Annotated in this window: 8 protein-coding genes; 5 read left to right on the top strand and 3 right to left on the bottom strand. The window is 62.3% G+C overall.

Translation table 11 applies throughout. The features are described 5' to 3' along the window. The first annotated feature begins 20 nt into the window (after positions 1-20). The gene (locus tag IFT60_RS19145) at positions 21-506 is read left to right on the top strand and encodes an SRPBCC family protein (RefSeq protein ID WP_192054533.1); all 486 of its coding nucleotides are present in this window, start codon (positions 21-23) and stop codon (positions 504-506) included. A 144-nt stretch (positions 507-650) separates the two neighbouring features. Here IFT60_RS19145 and IFT60_RS19140 read toward each other — a convergent pair whose 3' ends face one another. The 3 genes from IFT60_RS19140 to hemE form a co-directional block, all read right to left on the bottom strand. Next, positions 651-2090 (bottom strand): dihydrolipoyl dehydrogenase, encoded by a 1440-nt coding sequence (locus tag IFT60_RS19140; RefSeq protein ID WP_192054531.1) that lies wholly within the window; start codon positions 2088-2090, stop codon positions 651-653. Between the two features lie 42 nt (positions 2091-2132). After that, positions 2133-4139 carry a primosomal protein N' gene (locus tag IFT60_RS19135; RefSeq protein WP_192054529.1) on the bottom strand — a complete coding sequence of 669 codons (2007 nt, stop codon included), beginning with the start codon at positions 4137-4139 and terminating at the stop codon, positions 2133-2135. 581 nt (positions 4140-4720) lie between these two features. Next, a complete protein-coding gene (gene hemE / locus IFT60_RS19130) occupies positions 4721-5812 on the bottom strand; it encodes a uroporphyrinogen decarboxylase (RefSeq protein WP_192054527.1) in 1092 nt (363 codons plus the stop codon). Between the two features lie 132 nt (positions 5813-5944). Here hemE and IFT60_RS19125 point away from each other — a divergent pair, with 132 nt between their 5' ends. The 4 genes from IFT60_RS19125 to IFT60_RS19110 all read left to right on the top strand — a co-directional run bounded on the left by IFT60_RS19125 (position 5945) and on the right by IFT60_RS19110 (position 16393). Next, positions 5945-7882: a dipeptidyl-peptidase 5 gene (locus IFT60_RS19125; RefSeq protein ID WP_192054525.1), complete on the top strand. Its 1938-nt coding sequence runs from the start codon at positions 5945-5947 to the stop codon at positions 7880-7882. Further along, positions 7879-12015, top strand: a complete 4137-nt coding sequence (locus IFT60_RS19120) for a DEAD/DEAH box helicase (protein ID WP_192054523.1) — start codon at positions 7879-7881, stop codon at positions 12013-12015. Before IFT60_RS19125 ends, IFT60_RS19120 begins: the two co-directional genes overlap by 4 nt. A 195-nt stretch (positions 12016-12210) precedes the next feature. Beyond that, complete coding sequence (locus IFT60_RS19115) at positions 12211-14130, top strand: DUF885 domain-containing protein (protein WP_192054521.1); 1920 nt, start codon at positions 12211-12213, stop codon at positions 14128-14130. 262 nt (positions 14131-14392) lie between these two features. Further along, complete coding sequence (locus IFT60_RS19110; RefSeq protein ID WP_192054520.1) at positions 14393-16393, top strand: DUF4365 domain-containing protein; 2001 nt, start codon at positions 14393-14395, stop codon at positions 16391-16393. Positions 16394-16448 lie beyond the last annotated feature (55 nt).

Raw genomic sequence — 16448 nt, 5'->3', positions numbered from 1 at the left:
CCCAACACGAGCACGACACGATGAAATTTGAACACCTGATTGAAATTAACGACCCGATGAACCCATTGATGGACACGCTGACGCGCGAGCAGGTCTGGCGCGGCCTGGTGATCCGCGCCGAGTCGCCGAAGCTGTTCATCCCGCACCTGGACGAATGCGACATCAGCGGGCGCGAAGCCGGCAGCTTCAAACGGCGCCTGCGCTATGGCGACCTGGTGGTGGAAGACACGGTGTTTTTGAGCCCGCTGCAGGAAGTGCGTTACGAAGTCCCGGCCCAGGGCGAGATCAGTGCCTCCACCCTGGTCATGACGATCGAGGCGCCGACCGAGGCGATGCTGCACGTGCGCTTCCAGTACGACGACGGCAAGCCGGAATCGCTCGACCAGGCCAGCAAGATGTATGACGAATTCAAGAAATCCGCGTACCAGGAAGCCGACATCGATACGGTGCGCATCCTGCGCCAGATGGCGGGGCAGGGCAAACTGGATGCGAGTTATTTGAATTGATCGGGCGCCGGGCCGGGTGACACGGCGCGGCAATGCCTGGAGTGAATCCGCGTGGGCGGAGCCCACCCTACGTATAGAAAATGCGGGTTTTGTAGGGTGGGCTTTGCCCACGCGGTCCACCGTTCGAATGATCGCGGCTTTGCTTTACGTCCCCGGCTCCGAATCCGCCGCATCCGTATGGTTCGTCTCCTTCGCCAGGTTCGCCGCCAAATCGCGCAGCGCCGTGCGCACGCCCTCTTCGATCACCGGATGATAAAACGGCATGTCGAGCATCTGCGGCACCGTCAGATGCGCCTGCACCGCCCAGGCCAACAGGTGCGCGATGTGTTCGCAGCGTGGCCCGATCATCTCGGCGCCGAGGAAGCGGCACGAACCGTACTCGGCATACACGCGCAGCATCCCCTTGTTCTGCAACATGACGCGGCTGCGGCCCTGGTTCTCGAACGACACCTGGCCGATCGCGAATTTCGGCCGTCCGCCCTCGCACAGCGTCCTGTAACTTTTACCGAGCGTGGCGATGTTCGGTTCCGTAAACGCGATGCCCAGCGGCGTGCGGCGCAGGCCCGGACGCACGTCCGGATAACGGCCGGCGTTCTCGCCGGCGATCTTGCCATGGTCGGCCGCTTCGGCCAGCAGCGGCAGCTCGTTATTCGCGTCGCCGGCGATAAAAATGTGGCTCGATCCGCATTGCATGGTGCGGCTGTCGAATTCCGGCACGCCGTTCGCTTGTAAGGCCAACCCGGTCGCGTCCAGGCCCATGCCGTGCACGTTCGGCGTGCGCCCGGTGGCCAGCAGCACGACCTCGAAGGATTCCGTACTCTCCTTGCCGAGCGCGTCGCGCGTGGTGAGCAGCACGCCGTCGCCCTGTTCTTCAGCACGCACGACTTCGGTCTGGAAGTGCAGGTCGAGTTCCCCGGTCAGCGTGCGCCTGGCCGCGTGCAACACTTCCGGGTCGCTGAGCTGGGCGACGCTGCCGCCGCGCGCGAAGATGCGCACGTTGACGCCCAGGCGCGTCAAGGCCTGGCCCAGTTCCAGCCCGATCACGCCCGAACCGATCACCGCCGCCGAGCGCGGTAAGTCGTCCCAATAAAACACGTCGTCGCTGGTGGCGATGCGCGGCCCGCCGTTTTTCAGTTGCGGCAAAATCACCGGTGTGGAACCGGTGGCGATTACGATGCGCGCCGCTTCGATCTCGGTATGGTCGTCGATCTGCAGCGTGTGCGGGCCAGTAAAACGGGCATGGCCGCGGATGCGGTCCTGCTGCGGAAAACCCTCGACGCTTTCCAGCACGAAGCCGACGAAGCGGTCGCGTTCCTTGCGCACGCGTTCCATCACGGCGCGCCCGTCGATGCGTTTTTCGCCCGGGTACACGCCGAAGCCCGGCGCCACGTCGAGCATGTGCGCGGCGTCGGCGGCGGCGATCAGCAGTTTACTGGGCATGCAGCCGACCCGCGCGCAGGTGGTGCCGTAGTGCCCGCCTTCGATCACGACCGTGCGCGCCCCTTGCGCGTGCGCCGCGCGATAGGCCGACATGCCCGCGGTGCCGGTGCCAATGACGGCAACGTCGACTTTCAATGTTTTCATGCTGTTCTCTCCATGGTTCCGAAACGATACGCCGTTTCGGCCTTAAATGTCGAGCGGGTCCACTTCCAGCGACCAGCGCACCCGGCTTTTCAAAGCGCGCAGCAGCGACAGCCACTCTTTCAAGAACGCCTGCAGCGCCGGGCGCGAAGGCGACTCCACCAGTAGCTGGGCGCGGTCGACGTTGTACACGCGCGTCATCGTCATCGGGATCGGGTCGTTGATGGTCACCACATCGGTTGGCAGCATATCGCGTGCTTCTTCGAGAAAGGCGATGGCGGTGGCCAGCTCCGGCGCCTCCGCGCGCAGCAGTGCCTGGTACATGTAGGGCGGCAGCGCGGCCTGGTGGCGTTCTTCCAGCAGGTTCATGGCGAAGCGGTCGTAGTCGTGGCGCACCACGGCCGCATACAGCGGGTGCTGGGCGTAGCGCGTCTGGATCAGCACCTCCGAGGCCAGGCCGGCGCGGCCGGCGCGCCCCGCCACCTGCATCAGCTGCGCGAACAGGCGCTCGCTGGCGCGGTAATCCTGCGAGAACAGGGCCGTGTCGGGATTCAGGATGCCGACCAGGGTCAGCTTCTTGAAATCGTGGCCCTTGGCGACCATTTGCGTGCCGATCAGGATGTCGACTTCGCCGCGGTGGACCGTATCGAAGGCTTCCTGGGCGCTGCCCTTCTTGCGGGTGGAGTCGGCGTCGATGCGCAGGATGCGCGCGTCCGGGAACATCGCACTCAAACCCTCTTCGAAGCGCTGGGTGCCGCGTCCGAGCGGCTGCAGGTCGACGTTGCCGCAGGTCGGGCAATGGCGCGGGATGCGCAATTCCAGGCTGCAGTGGTGGCAGCGCAGCCGGTGCTCGGGTTTGTGCAACACCATGAACGAAGTGCAGCGCGTGCAGTTGCTGATCCAGCCGCAGGCTTCGCAGGTGATCACCGGTGCATAGCCGCGCCGGTTCAGGAACAGCAGCGACTGCTCGCCGCGTTCCAGGCGCAGGCGTAGCGCGGCCAGCAGGCCGCCGGTGAGGCCGTCCTTTGGCTTGTCGCGTTCCATGTCGAGCAGGCGCACGCTCGGCAGCACGGCGTCGCGCACGGCACGCTCGCGCAGTTCCAGCTTGCGGTAGCGGCCGGTAAAAGCGTGGTGCCAGCTTTCCAGCGAAGGCGTGGCCGAGCCGAGCACGATCGGAATGCCCAGTTGGCGCGCGCGCCAGACGGCCAGGTCGCGCGCCGAATACCTTAAGCCTTCCTGCTGTTTGTAGGAGGGGTCGTGCTCCTCGTCGATGACGATCAGCTGCAGGTGCGGCAGCGAGGCGAGGATGGCCAGGCGGGTGCCGAGCACGATGCGCGCTTGCCCCTGGTGGGCGGCGAGCCAGTGCAGCATGCGCTCGCCCTCGGACAGGCTGCTGTGCAGGGTGGCCAGCATCAGCCCCGGGAAGCGCGCGCGGATATTCCCCTCCAGTTGCGGCGTCAGGTTGATCTCGGGGACCAGGATCAGGATCTGCGCCTGCGGGTCGCGCGCCAGCACCTGGGCGCAGGCTTGCAGATAGACCTCGGTCTTGCCGCTGCCGGTGACGCCGTACAGCAGCAGCGGCGTGAAGCCTTGCGCGCCACCGATGGCGTCGGCCGCTTCTCCCTGCTCGTCGTTCAGGGGCGGCATGCCGACCGGGGCCGGGTCGCCCGGCGGCGGCAGCTTCGCCATTTTTTTCAGGGCGCGGTCGAGCGCCACGGTGGTCGACACGCGCAGGTTTTTCGGTACGCCGGGCAGCGCCACTTCGCCCAGCGGACGCTGGTAGTAGTCGGCCGCAAAGCCGGCCAGCGCCAGCCATTGCGGCGACAGCGGCGACAGCTGGCTGCGCACGGCAATCGCATTCTTGAGTTTATCGGCCGGGACTTCGGTTTCCTGCGCAATCTCGACGATCAAGCCCACTACTTCGCGCCGCCCGAAATTGACCAGCGCCAGCTGGCCGACCGCGGGCGGCACGCCCTCCTCGTGCGGCCAGCCGTAATCGAACAGGCTGTTCAGCGGAGTATCGATAGCAATTCGTAGGATGCAGTGCGCCAATGTCGAACCTTGTAGAAAGCCTGTGGAAAACTTTGTGGAGAATGAAGCGCTTGACCGGTGGAGAAGTTTACGTTAAGTCAAATGATGTACGGATCAGCCAAAAACAAGATTGAATAAACCATTTATATTCAATGACTTACGAATACATAAGTAGTCCACAGCAATTCGCTTCCTACAGTGCAACGATTGTGTATAACTACGCTTTTTCTTCATGTAAATGCTTGAGCAACATGAATATTTAAACAAGACTCTGCGATGCTGGGCGTAAGTACTTGTCAAATCAGGAGTTTTTATGGCTGAGCCAGACAGCCTGTGCATAACTTTGTGAACAAGGCCCGGGAAACTGCGATTTCTCTGACGGAAGACTAGCTGCCAAGCGGTTATGTGTACTGGGATTTAAAGATAAATCCCAGCAATTTCAAACACTTATGATTTCCCCGGCACCAGTGCACCTGTCCACAGGATGGAATCTGATGCTTTCACAACATGTGAACAAGTGTGGTATTGCATGCATGACAGGTGCATTTTACGGGGCAGCGCGGCTGCCGCAATGCAGCATCGACAGCAGGTTCACGCAGTTTTCAAACCACGGCGCCCTGCCGTTGACGGCGGCTGAAAGTGTGCACCGCTTCCACCATCGCCGTGACCGATTCCGGCGGCGTGAATTGCGAAATGCCGTGGCCCAGGTTGAAGACGTGGCCGGAACCTTCCGTCGGCGCGCCATACGCCGTCAAGGAGCGTTCCACTTCCGCGCGGATCTGCTCGGGCGCGGCGAACAGGATGGCCGGATCGAGGTTGCCCTGCAGGGCGACACGGTCGCCGACCAGGGCACGCGCGCGGCCCAGGTTCACGGTCCAGTCGAGACCGAGCGCATCGGCGCCGCAGTTCGCCATCTCATCAAGCCAGATGCCGCCGCCCTTGGTGAACACGATCGCCGGGATGCGCACGCCATCCTTTTCGCGCTGCAGCTGCTGCAGCACGCGTTCCATGTAGCGCAGCGAGAATTCCTGGTAGGCGCCGTCGGCCAGCGCACCGCCCCAGGAGTCGAAGATCATCACCGCCTGGGCGCCGGCGTCGATCTGGGCGTTCAGGTAGCGCGCCACCGCGGTGGCGTTGATGTCCAGGATCCGGTGCATCAGGTCGGGGCGCGCGTACAGCATCTTTTTGATGGTGTGGAATTCGCGCGATCCCTGGCCCTCGACCATGTAGCAGGCCAGCGTCCACGGGCTGCCGGAAAAGCCGATCAGCGGCACGCGGCCATTGATTTCGGTACGAATTTGCGTGACGGCCTTGAAGACATAGTCGAGCGATTCCATATCCGGTACGTTCAAGGCCATCACCTCGGCCTCGGTGCGCAGCGGACGCTCGAACTTCGGGCCTTCTCCCTCGGCGAAATACAGACCCAGGCCCATCGCATCGGGCACGGTCAGGATGTCCGAGAACAGGATCGAGGCGTCCAGCGGATAGCGGTCGAGCGGCTGCAGCGTCACCTCGGTGGCGTAATCCGGGTTCTTTGCCAGGCCCAGGAACGAACCGGCGCGCGCACGCGTGGCGCGGTATTCCGGCAGGTAGCGCCCCGCCTGCCGCATCAGCCACACGGGCGTGTACTCGGTCGGCTGGCGCAGCAGCGCGCGCAGGAAGGTGTCGTTCTTGAGCGGGGCAAATTGTGGCATGGCTGACAATGGTGGACGTCGGAGGACGGCTATTATCGCATTCCTTGCCATTGCCGCGACAGGGTACGAACGACGTTGACGGACGCCGGCTCTTATAATGCAGTTCCACTTTCATACGTCTAATTGACCACCATGACCGAGCCGACCCGCAAGCAGGCCGCCCCCAGCGGCACCTGGACTTCCCCGATCAGCGCCGCTGTTGTCGCGGCCGGCGCCGTGCCGCTGTCGCAGATCGCGCTCGACGGGCGCGACGTGCTGTGGCTGGCCGGCCGCGCCAGCGAAGCGGGCCGCACCACGCTGCAGCGCCTGCGCGCCGGCGCCACGACGGAGGTCACACCCGCCCCGTTCAACGTGCGCACCCGTGTGCACGAGTACGGCGGCGGCGCCTACGCCGTCGATGGCGGCACGGTCTGGTTCTCGCACTTCGCCGACAACCACTTATACATGGTCGAGGACGGCGCCGAGCCGGTCGTGATCACGCGCGAAGAAGCCGTGCGCTATGCCGACTTCGTGCCCGACCGCGCACGCTCGCGCCTGGTCGCGGTGCGCGAGGACCACCTGGCCGGCGAAGCCTATCCCGTCAACACCATCTGCGCGGTCGGCTTCGACGGCGTCGAGACGATCCTGGTCGACGGCAACGATTTCTATGCGGCGCCGCGCCTGTCTCCGGATGGCCGCCAGCTGGCCTGGCTGTGCTGGGACCATCCGCGCATGCCGTGGCAAGGCACCGAACTGTGGGTGGCCGACATCGCCGCCGACGGCACCCTGGTCGACGGGCGCCTGGTCGCCGGCGGCCTGGACGAGTCGATCTGCCAGCCCGAATGGTCGCCCGGCGGCCTGCTGCATTTCGTCTCGGACCGCAGCGGCTGGTGGAATTTGTATCGCTTCGAAGGCGGGGTCGTGCATCCGCTGTGCCCGCGCGAAGCCGAGTTCGGCGGGCCGCAGTGGAACTTCGGCGGCTCGATGTACGGGTTCCGTTCCGACGACGAAATCATCTGCACCTATATCGAAGACGGCATCAGCCGCCTGGGGCGCCTGGCCACGCGCGGCTGCAACCTGGAACCGATCGACACGCCCTACCAGGAAATCAAGGAATTGCGCGTCTCCCCCGATGCCGTGCTGGTGCTGGCCGGCTCGCCGACGATCGCGCTGGAACTGGCCCTGATCGAACCGGAGAGCGGCCAACGTTCCGTGCTGGTGCAATCGATCGCCGACTTGCCGGATACCGCGTATTTGTCGGTCCCGCACAGCATCCGCTATCCGAGCATGGGGGGCCGCAGCGCCTATGCGTTCTACTATGCGCCGGCCAACGGCGGCTTCGAACTCCCGGGCGGCGAATTGTCGCCGCTGATCGTCATCGGCCATGGCGGCCCGACCAGCATGGCAACCAGCACCTTGAAATTGGCGACGCAATTCTGGACCAGCCGCGGCTTCGCCGTCCTTGACGTGAACTATGGCGGCAGCTCCGGCTTCGGGCGCATCTACCGCGACTTGTTAAAAGGGCAGTGGGGCGTCATCGACGTCGAGGATTGCGTGGCCGGCGCGCGCCACCTGGCCGAACAAGGCGCGGTCGACCCCGAGCGCCTGCTGATCCGCGGCAGCAGCGCCGGCGGCCTGACCACGCTGAACGCCCTTACCTTCCACGACGTCTTCAAAGCCGGCGCCAGCTATTACGGCGTATCGGACCTGGCTGGACTGGACGCCGACTCGCACAAGTTCGAATCGCACTACAACGAATACCTGATCGCGCCCAAGGCGCAGGCGCAAGCCGTGTACCGCGAACGTTCGCCGATCCACCATACCGATGCGCTAAAGCGGCCGATGATCTTCTTCCAGGGGCTGGACGACAAGGTGGTGCCGCCGCAGCAATCGGAGACCATGGTCGACGCCCTGCGCGCGCGCGGCGTGCCGGTGGCCTACCTGATGCTCGAGGGCGAGGGACATGGGTTCAGGAAAGCCGAGAGCGTGGTGCGCACGCTGGAAGCGGAGCTGGCGTTTTATTTGCGCGTGTTCGGCATCGCGCTGCCCGAGGGCTTGCCGCAGCTGGAGATCGAGAACCTGGCAGCATGAGCGAAACGATACTGTCCGACTTGATCGCTACCACCGCCGACAACTACAAGCGCCTGCTTGGCCTGCTCGCACTGGCGGGCGAGCCGATGGGACGCACGCGTATCTTCAGCTGCCTGAACCGGATATACGGTGCCGGTTTCAACGAAAAAGCCTCGAACGCGGACATCGACGCCATGCGCGATGCCGCATTGCTGGCCGAGGTGACGGGCCGCGGCTTCATCATTGCTTCGGACGCAGCCTGGCCCGCCCTGCGTGCGGTGCTCGAGACTGGAGACCTGCAGGAAATCGCAGCCGCTTACATGGCCGAGATGCCGATGAAGGTCGACTGGCAGGGCAAGCCGGTCTTGCGCAGCTACCGCCAGGGGGTTGCGCTGCTGCGCCTGTTCCTCATCTCCGGCAAGGACAAGAGCTATGTCGCACCGCTGCTGACGACAGTGCTGGCTTGCCACGAAGCGGCTTACCTGCATCCGCTGGTCGATATCTGCGCGCGCCCGTTCCAGCCCGACCTGGTCGACCGCATTCACCCGACCTTGATCGATGACGTGCTGGCCATCCTGATCAACCAGGTCCAGCGCGACCCGGACGCGGCACCGGTCATCCGCACCTATACCGAAGACCACGTGGCGCACGGCCACGCATCGATGGAACTGCGGGTCGCCCTGGCCGAGCACCTGATCCTGTGCGGCCGCCTCGACGACGCCGCCACCCTGCTGCAAGACCTGGACGACTCCGCCGCGCTGTTCTACCGCAGCGTGCTGCTGCTCCTGCGCGACCATATCGACGAAGCGCTGGCCGGCTTCGACGCGGCCTTGAAACAGCTGCGCCGCGAAACGGGCCGGAGAAAGCAGGTCTTCGCCGGCATCGGCGGCCACCTGTACGTGGCGGCCCTGCTGCGCCGCGGCGACGCCAAGCACCAGAAGGCGGTCGACAGTTATCTCGACAGCGCCACGCGCGCCGTGCAGAGCCACGACACGGCGGTGTATCAACAACTGAGCATGCTGCGCCAGATCCGCGGCGGCACGGTCGACGCCGAGGTACTGCCTTCGCGTAACTGGGAAACGGCGCTGCAGCCGATCATGTTCCGCGCCCTGCTGCACTGGTGGCTGGGCATGCCGCAGTTGTCCAGCCAGCGCGCGCGCCTGGAAGAAGCGCTGGCGCAGTCGGAAAGCGCCGGCTTCGATTTCATCAGCAGCCAGCTGGCCGGCATCCTCGGCCAGCTCGGCGGCGTCGGCCACGAGCAGCGCGCCATCGCCCTGCGCCAGCAAGGCCGCTTCACCGACATGACCCACTGGTTCGAGCGCGAGCAGCCGTGGGAGCGCCAGCTGAACGCCCTGATCAACCTGCAGCCGGCGGTGAACGTCGAAGTAGTCAAGGAATCGCGCCTGGTCTGGCTGATCCGCTACGACGAGCACCTGGGCGTGCAGGAACTGGAACCGCGCGAACAGAAGCGCGACGCCCAAGGCGCCTGGAGCCGCGGCCGTCCGATGGGTTTGAAGCGCCTGACCGAAGACGCGGCCACGCTCGACTTCCTCACCGCTCAGGATGTGCTGGCGGTGTCGAACATCGGCGCTTCGCGCCAGTATTACGGCAGCGGCCTGCGCTACGAATTCGACCTCGGCAAGACGCTGGCGGCCCTGATCGGCCACCCGCTGCTGTTCTGGTTCGATGCGCCCGGCACCCGCGTCGAACTGCTGCCGGGCGAACCGGAATTGTTGGTGAAGGCGGCGCGCGAGCACGTGACGATATCGCTGCGTCCGCCGGTGAACGAAGCCAGCGGCGACGTGGTCGTGGCGCGCGAAACGCCGACCCGCCTGCGCGTGGTGCGCGTGCGCGACGAGCACCGCCGCATCGGCGCGATTGTCGGCGAAGCGCTGGTGGTGCCGCTGGAGGCCGAGGTGCGCGTGCTGCAGGCGATCGGCGCGATCTCGTCGATCGTCACGGTGCAGTCGGACATCGGCGCCAGCGCCGCCGACATCGAAAAAATCGCCGCCGACGCGCGCCTGCACGTGCACCTGCTGCCGTACCAGCACGGCCTGCGCATGCGCATCCTGGTGCGCCCGCTGCCGAACAGCGGCGCCTATTACGCGCCCGGCAGCGGCGCCGAACGCGTGATCGCCGATTTCAATGGCATCCGCACCGAAGCCAGGCGCGACCTGAATGCCGAACGCGAGGCCGAGCGCCAGCTGGTCGGCACCTGCCGCGCGCTGGAAGCGGCCGAGGAAGAACACGGCGAATGGCTGCTCGGTCAACCGATCGCCTGCCTGGAACTGGTGAGCGAACTGCAAGAGCTCGACCCGGCGCACGTGGTCATCGCCTGGCCCGAAGGCGAGCCGTTCCGCGTGAGCAAAAAAGTGGCGTCCGAATCCGTACGCGTCAGCATCAAGCGCGACAAGGACTGGTTCGCGGCGAATGGCGACGTCATCATCGACGAGAGCCGCGTGATGGATCTGCGCGCCCTGCTCGACAAGGTACGCGGCAGCGAAGGGCGTTTCGTGGCGCTGGGCGACAACCAGTTCGTGGCGCTGACCAACGAATTGCACCGGCGCCTGCTCGACGTCGCCGCATTCACCGATGCCGATGGTGAAGTCTTGCGCGTGCATCCGCTGGCCAGCTTCGCGCTGGAAGAACTGGCGCTGGGCGCCGGCGGCGTCGAGGCCGACAAAGCCTGGCGCGCGCACATCAAGAAGATGGCGGACACCGCAGCCTACGTGCCGCAGCTGCCCTCGACCTTGCAGGCCGAGCTGCGCGATTATCAACGCGAAGGTTTCGACTGGCTGGCGCGCCTGGCGCACTGGGGAGTCGGCGCCTGCCTGGCCGACGACATGGGCCTCGGTAAAACCCTGCAGGCGCTGGCGCTGATGCTGCTGCGCGCACCGAACGGCCCGACGCTGGTGGTGGCGCCGACCTCGGTCTGCACCAATTGGATCGCGGAAGCCGCGCGCTTCGCGCCGACCTTGAACATCAAACTGTTCGGGCCGGGCGAGCGCGCGCCGATGATCGAGGACGCGGGCGCATTCGACGTGATCGTCGCCAGCTACGGCTTGCTGCAGCTGGAAGCGCCGCTGTTCGCCAGGAAGCGCTGGCACACGATCGTGATGGACGAGGCGCAATCGTTCAAGAACGCGGCCACGCGCCGTTCGCAGGCGGTGATGGCGCTGCAGGGCGATTTCAAGATGGTGGCCACCGGCACGCCGCTGGAAAACCACCTGGGCGAGTTGTGGAACCTGTTCCGCTTCATCAATCCGGGCTTGCTCGGCACGGCCGACCAGTTCCAGCTGCGCTTTGCCGGCCCGATCGAAAAAGCGCAGGATAAACGCGCCGAGAGCGCGGCGCGTGCGCGTTTAAAGCGTTTGACGCAGCCGTTCATCCTGCGCCGTACCAAGAGCCAGGTGCTGACCGAACTGCCGCCGCGTACCGAGATCGTGCTGCCGGTCGAACTCAGTGCGGAAGAAACCGCGCTGTACGAATCGCTGCGGCGCGAAGCGCTGGATAAACTGGCGGCGCTGGAAGCGCCGCAAAGCCAGAAGTCGATCGCGATCCTGGCCGAGATGATGCGACTACGCCGCGCCTGCTGCAATCCGGCGCTGGTGGCGCCCGGCCTCGGTATCCCGAGCAGCAAGCTGGCGACCTTTGCGCACCTGCTCGATGGCTTGCTCGAGAACCGCCACAAGGTGCTGGTGTTCAGCCAGTTCGTCGACCATCTGTCCCTGATCCGCAAGCACCTCGATGCGCGCGGCATCCGCTACCAGTACCTCGACGGTTCGACGCCGATGCAGGAGCGTAAAAAGCGCGTGGATGCCTTCCAGGCTGGAGAAGGAGACCTGTTCCTGATCAGCCTGAAGGCGGGCGGGGTCGGCATCAACCTGACGGCCGCCGACTATGTGATCCACATGGACCCGTGGTGGAATCCGGCGGTGGAAGACCAGGCTTCGGACCGCGCCCACCGCATGGGGCAGCAGCGGCCGGTGACGATCTACCGGCTGGTGGCGAGACATACCATCGAAGAGGGCATCGTCGACCTGCACCGCCACAAGCGCGACCTGGCCGACAGCCTGCTCGAGGGCGGCGACCTGTCGGCGCGCATGGCGCCGAACGAGATGCTGGCCATGCTGCAGCAGGGGCTCAGTGGCTGACTAATTGGCTGACTCAGTGGCTGACTCAGTGGCTGACTCAGTGGCTGAAGCGCCAGGCGCCGCTCTACATTTGTTACAAACCGGGAGAGGCGGAGCGCGCCGAAAAAATGCTAATCTGGCGCGCTGCCGCGGCTGCTCTATTCCAAAAGCAGTCGCGCCGCTACCCGACATCTCCATCTTTACGGGCCGAACACGATGATCAAAACGAAACTCGCGCTGGCAGCCATGATCGCCAGCCTCGCGCTGGCGCCGGCCAGCGCCAAGCAAACCGGCAGCTCGAAGCCGAAAGCGGCCAAGGTCGTCAAATCGAAGGCGTCCGCCAAGCGTACCGCCGCTCCAGCCGCCAAGGCCAAGGCGGCCAAGGCCAAAACGGGCAAGGCTGCCGGCACTGCCGCTGCCGCGGTCGCGGCGACGCCGGCCCAGGCTGCGCCTTCGAACGAAAAACGCCTCGACCGCCGCGCCGATAGCCTCAGCATGCAATATCTCACCGCCTTGTGGCGCGTCGATCCGGAAGGGGGAATCGCGGTCGGCAAGTTCGATGCCGCCGCCAGCCTGACGCTGCCCGATGCCGCCACGCGCGCCAAGAAGCTTGCCTTCACCGACGAGTGGCTCGATAAATTCCGCAAGATCGATGCGCGCCAGCTGTCGCCGCGCCAGCGCACCGACCTGGCCCTGTTGATCAACAAGCTCGAGAACGACCGCTGGCGTTTGACGACGCTGCGCGAGTTCGAATGGAACCCGGCGCAGTACAACATCGCGCAGCCGCTCGACCTGATCCTGAATACCGACTACGCCGCGAAACCGCAGCGCCTGCGCACGATCCTGAAGCGCCTCGACAACGTGCCGGCCTATTACCAGGCGGCGCAGGCGTCGATCGTCAATCCGACGCGCGAGCACACGCAGCTGGCGATTTCGCAGGCGCCGGGCACGCTGGTGGTGCTGGCCGACCTCGGCCTGGCCGCGCAGGGCTCGATCCTGAACGCGCGCGAAAAGGCGCTGTTCGCCCAGCGCATCGCCGAAGCCGGCAGCGCGGTGCTCGGCTATGTCGACTTCCTGACGAACCTGGAAAAGACGCAGGCGGCGAGCGGCAAGGCGCGTCCATTCAGGCTCGGCAAAGCCCTGTACGAACAAAAGTTCGCGCTCGAGATCCAGTCGGCCAGCAGCGCCGAGCAAACCTACCGCAAGGCGCTGGCCGCGCGCGAAGAACTGCTTACGCGCATGAACGCGATCGCCGACGAACTGTGGCCCCGCTACATGGCCGATACCCGCAAGCCGAACGACCGCTTCCAGAAGATCGGCCTGCTGATCGACCGTCTGTCGAGCCGCCACGTCGCGCGTGAAAATTTCGTCCCCGAGATCCGCCGCCAGATCCCCCAATTGCAGGACTGGGTGATCAAGAACGATCTGCTCACGCTCGACCCGGAGAAGCCGCTGGAAGTGCGCGAAACGCCGCTGTACCAGCGCGGCGTGGCCGGCGCCAGCATCGACGCGCCCGGCCCCTACCGGCCGAAGGACAAGACCTATTACAACGTGACGCCGCTGGATGGTTTGTCGGCTGAGCAGGCCGAGAGCAGCCTGCGCGAATATAACGAGTGGATCCTGCAGATCCTGAACATCCACGAAGCGATCCCCGGCCACTACGCCCAGCTGGTGCACGCCAACCGCTCGCCGTCGCTCGTAAAATCGCTGTTCGGGAACGGCGCGATGGTCGAAGGCTGGGCCGTGTATGGCGAGCGCATGATGCTCGAATCGGGCTATGGCGGCAATGCGCCCGAGATGTGGCTGATGTACTCGAAGTGGAACCTGCGCAGCGTCACGAACACCATCCTCGATTACTCGGTGCACGTGAACGGCATGGGCCGCGACGAGGCGCTAGACCTGCTGACGCGCCAGGCCTTCCAGACGCGCCAGGAAGCCGTCGAAAAATGGCGCCGCGTGCAGCTGTCGTCGGTGCAGCTGACCAGTTATTTCAGCGGCTATGCCGAGATCATGGAATTGCGCGAGCAGCGCCGCCAGGCACTGGGCGACCGCTTCAACCAGAAACAGTTCCACGACCAGTTCCTCAGCTACGGCAATGCGCCGGTCAAGATGATTGCGGAGCTGATGCGCGATTGATTTAATTTTGCTTGATGTCATCAAACCAGGGGCGTGCCCCTGGTTTTAGTTTTGGAAAGCGTACGTTGAAATTACAAAATTTATGAAGAGAGTCACAGATGGCCACTGACTAAAATTTGTAACTTTTGTCAACATGGGCGCATAAAAAACTTTCACGATAGTCAATAGCTAACCAAAGTTTATTCCGATAGAATATACTGACCGAGTATGGTTCAATTGATTATACGAGAGGATACAGGCTAATTAGTGCCTGGATTTATCAATGCGGACAAATGCAGACTTCCCAATTGCAGATCGGAACCGTTTCGTTAAAGAAGCATCCGAGATCCTGTTTAAAATGGTTAAGCCAGCGAACTGGCATACGGAATCTCTTGCTGGAGACAACGACTTTGGACTTGACCTACAAGTGCAAGTATCAAGCGCTACTGGAGTTCAACATGCTTTCTATGTTCAGCTAAAGGGCACCGAGCACCCAGACATTACAGCTGACAAGTCCGCGCTAAGATACTCTCTTAAGCGGTCAACATTGAACTATTACGCTAGCATTCCTCAAGAAGTAATGTTAGTCGTTTGCATCGTCGCACTTGACTCCTCTGGAGCACTGAACATTGCGGGGAGCCAAGTCCATTGGGAATGGATGGCCGACATATTGAAGCAGCGGCGTGGATCAGCATTTGGTCTCGATTTGTCTGAAATAAAAACAACAACCGTTCATATTCCTGTTCGGCAAGTTATTTCGCGAGATCTAGACGTTTCTGCGCGCCTCGAAACCCGAATTAAGCAGCTCAGGTTCGCTGCATCACTCGAGAACATCTTTGCCTCCAGCAACACCGCATTGGATATTGATCCGCTTACAGCTCTCACGCAATGGGCTGAAGCAATGCATACAAAGCGAGAGCACTTTGTCGCTTTAGTTCTTGGAAATGATGACTCAAGTACGAACGACGTCCCCCCAAAAGCAGTTGAAATCCGCGCACTCATCCGCGCTGGACAAACCAGTGCTGCTAAGACCATCCTTGAAAAACTTGGTCCAGATGGCCTTGGAACATCGGAAATTAATCGAGCGATTTGGCTAAACTTATGCGGTAGAGTAGCAATGCAGCATCGACGTCCACAAGATGCACTTCAACTGTTTCAAGCCGCCTATGAGACCAATCAATGCGAAGAAAACTTACTCTCGTTAGTAGAGACAAAATTTCTCAAGGCAATTGATGAGAATCGGCTAACGGAGGTTCCCGCCCTAAAAGATTCGCTTAAATTGGTTAAAACTGACGACGGATTCGCATTACTAGTCCGGATCTTAGTTTTACTCAAGCACTATCAAGAGGCCGAAAGTTGCATCGAACGGATATCGCCGCCTAGGCAGATGGTGTCGAAATTAATTCTGTTAGCTAGTCAAGCTCAATGGAATATGATTATTGAGCTCGCCTTACAAGTTTCGCACGATAGAGCAATTCCTGAAAACGATCAAATAGCAATCCAGCTTTTAGCAGCACGTGCTGCTTGGTCTAAAGCTTTGGAGGCATTGCCAGCCACAGCGTTAGCTGATGAGACACCTCTATCAGGTCCTGTTGGTATAAAACATGAGACGGTCAAAATTGCTTGGCAGTTTGCTCTTGCTTGCTTGGATGGACTCAGAGCAAGCGGCTGGCCGCTTAATATTGAGCTATTAGCCCCTATTGTATGTGCAGCTGCAGGCGTCATTGGATTGCAACAAGTAGCTATTGCTATTCTTTCTGAAGCAGGTGATGCACGCCCCGAATATCAGGAACTTCATTATTACATTGAATTACTCGCCATTAGCGTAGGCGACTCTGCAACCGCACTAAAATCTAACCTTAGGCAAAATCCGGAAGGCGAAACACTTGTTCGACGAACTGGAATATTTTTTCAGTTAGGACGATATACGGACAGTGCGCAGTGCGCGTTAGAGGTTGCCAAGCTGAGCTCGGCAACCAATCAAAATGTGGGTATGGCATTAGCTATGGGATATGCGTCTGCTCGCAAAATTTCTCGCTTTGAGATAGCCGACCTATTAAATTCAAGGATTAAAATCGATCCAAAGGGGACCGAGTTCTTAGCATTTGCAGATTTCGCTTTTGTTAGCGTTGATCAACCAAAGTCTGAGGCAAGCTTGGATGCATTGAGATCAGGACTTCAGAGTGTTCCAGACTCATGGTTTCTAGCGGCGAATCTCTACACAAATCTGAATTTAGAAGTTCCTTCACAGGCTACGGAAGCCGTTCACTTTGTAGTGGTCTAATGCCCCCGGACACCTCGATAGGTGGATAATTCACCTTCGAAGGAGTTTACATGAC

It is taken from the genome of Massilia sp. CFBP 13721 (genome assembly GCF_014842025.1).
Lineage (GTDB): Bacteria > Pseudomonadota > Gammaproteobacteria > Burkholderiales > Burkholderiaceae_D > Telluria.
This window is presented reverse-complemented; position numbering and strand designations above follow the sequence as displayed.

Bases quoted from the DNA above. Each gene is read 5' to 3' on its own strand.
- IFT60_RS19145 (WP_192054533.1), top strand. From the start codon at position 21: ATGAAATTTGAACACCTGATTGAAATTAACGACCCGATGAACCCATTG.
- IFT60_RS19140 (WP_192054531.1), bottom strand. From the start codon at position 2,090: ATGAAAACATTGAAAGTCGACGTTGCCGTCATTGGCACCGGCACCGCG.
- hemE (WP_192054527.1), bottom strand. From the start codon at position 5,812: ATGCCACAATTTGCCCCGCTCAAGAACGACACCTTCCTGCGCGCGCTG.
- IFT60_RS19125 (WP_192054525.1), top strand. From the start codon at position 5,945: ATGACCGAGCCGACCCGCAAGCAGGCCGCCCCCAGCGGCACCTGGACT.
- IFT60_RS19120 (WP_192054523.1), top strand. From the start codon at position 7,879: ATGAGCGAAACGATACTGTCCGACTTGATCGCTACCACCGCCGACAAC.
- IFT60_RS19115 (WP_192054521.1), top strand. From the start codon at position 12,211: ATGATCAAAACGAAACTCGCGCTGGCAGCCATGATCGCCAGCCTCGCG.
- IFT60_RS19110 (WP_192054520.1), top strand. From the start codon at position 14,393: ATGCGGACAAATGCAGACTTCCCAATTGCAGATCGGAACCGTTTCGTT.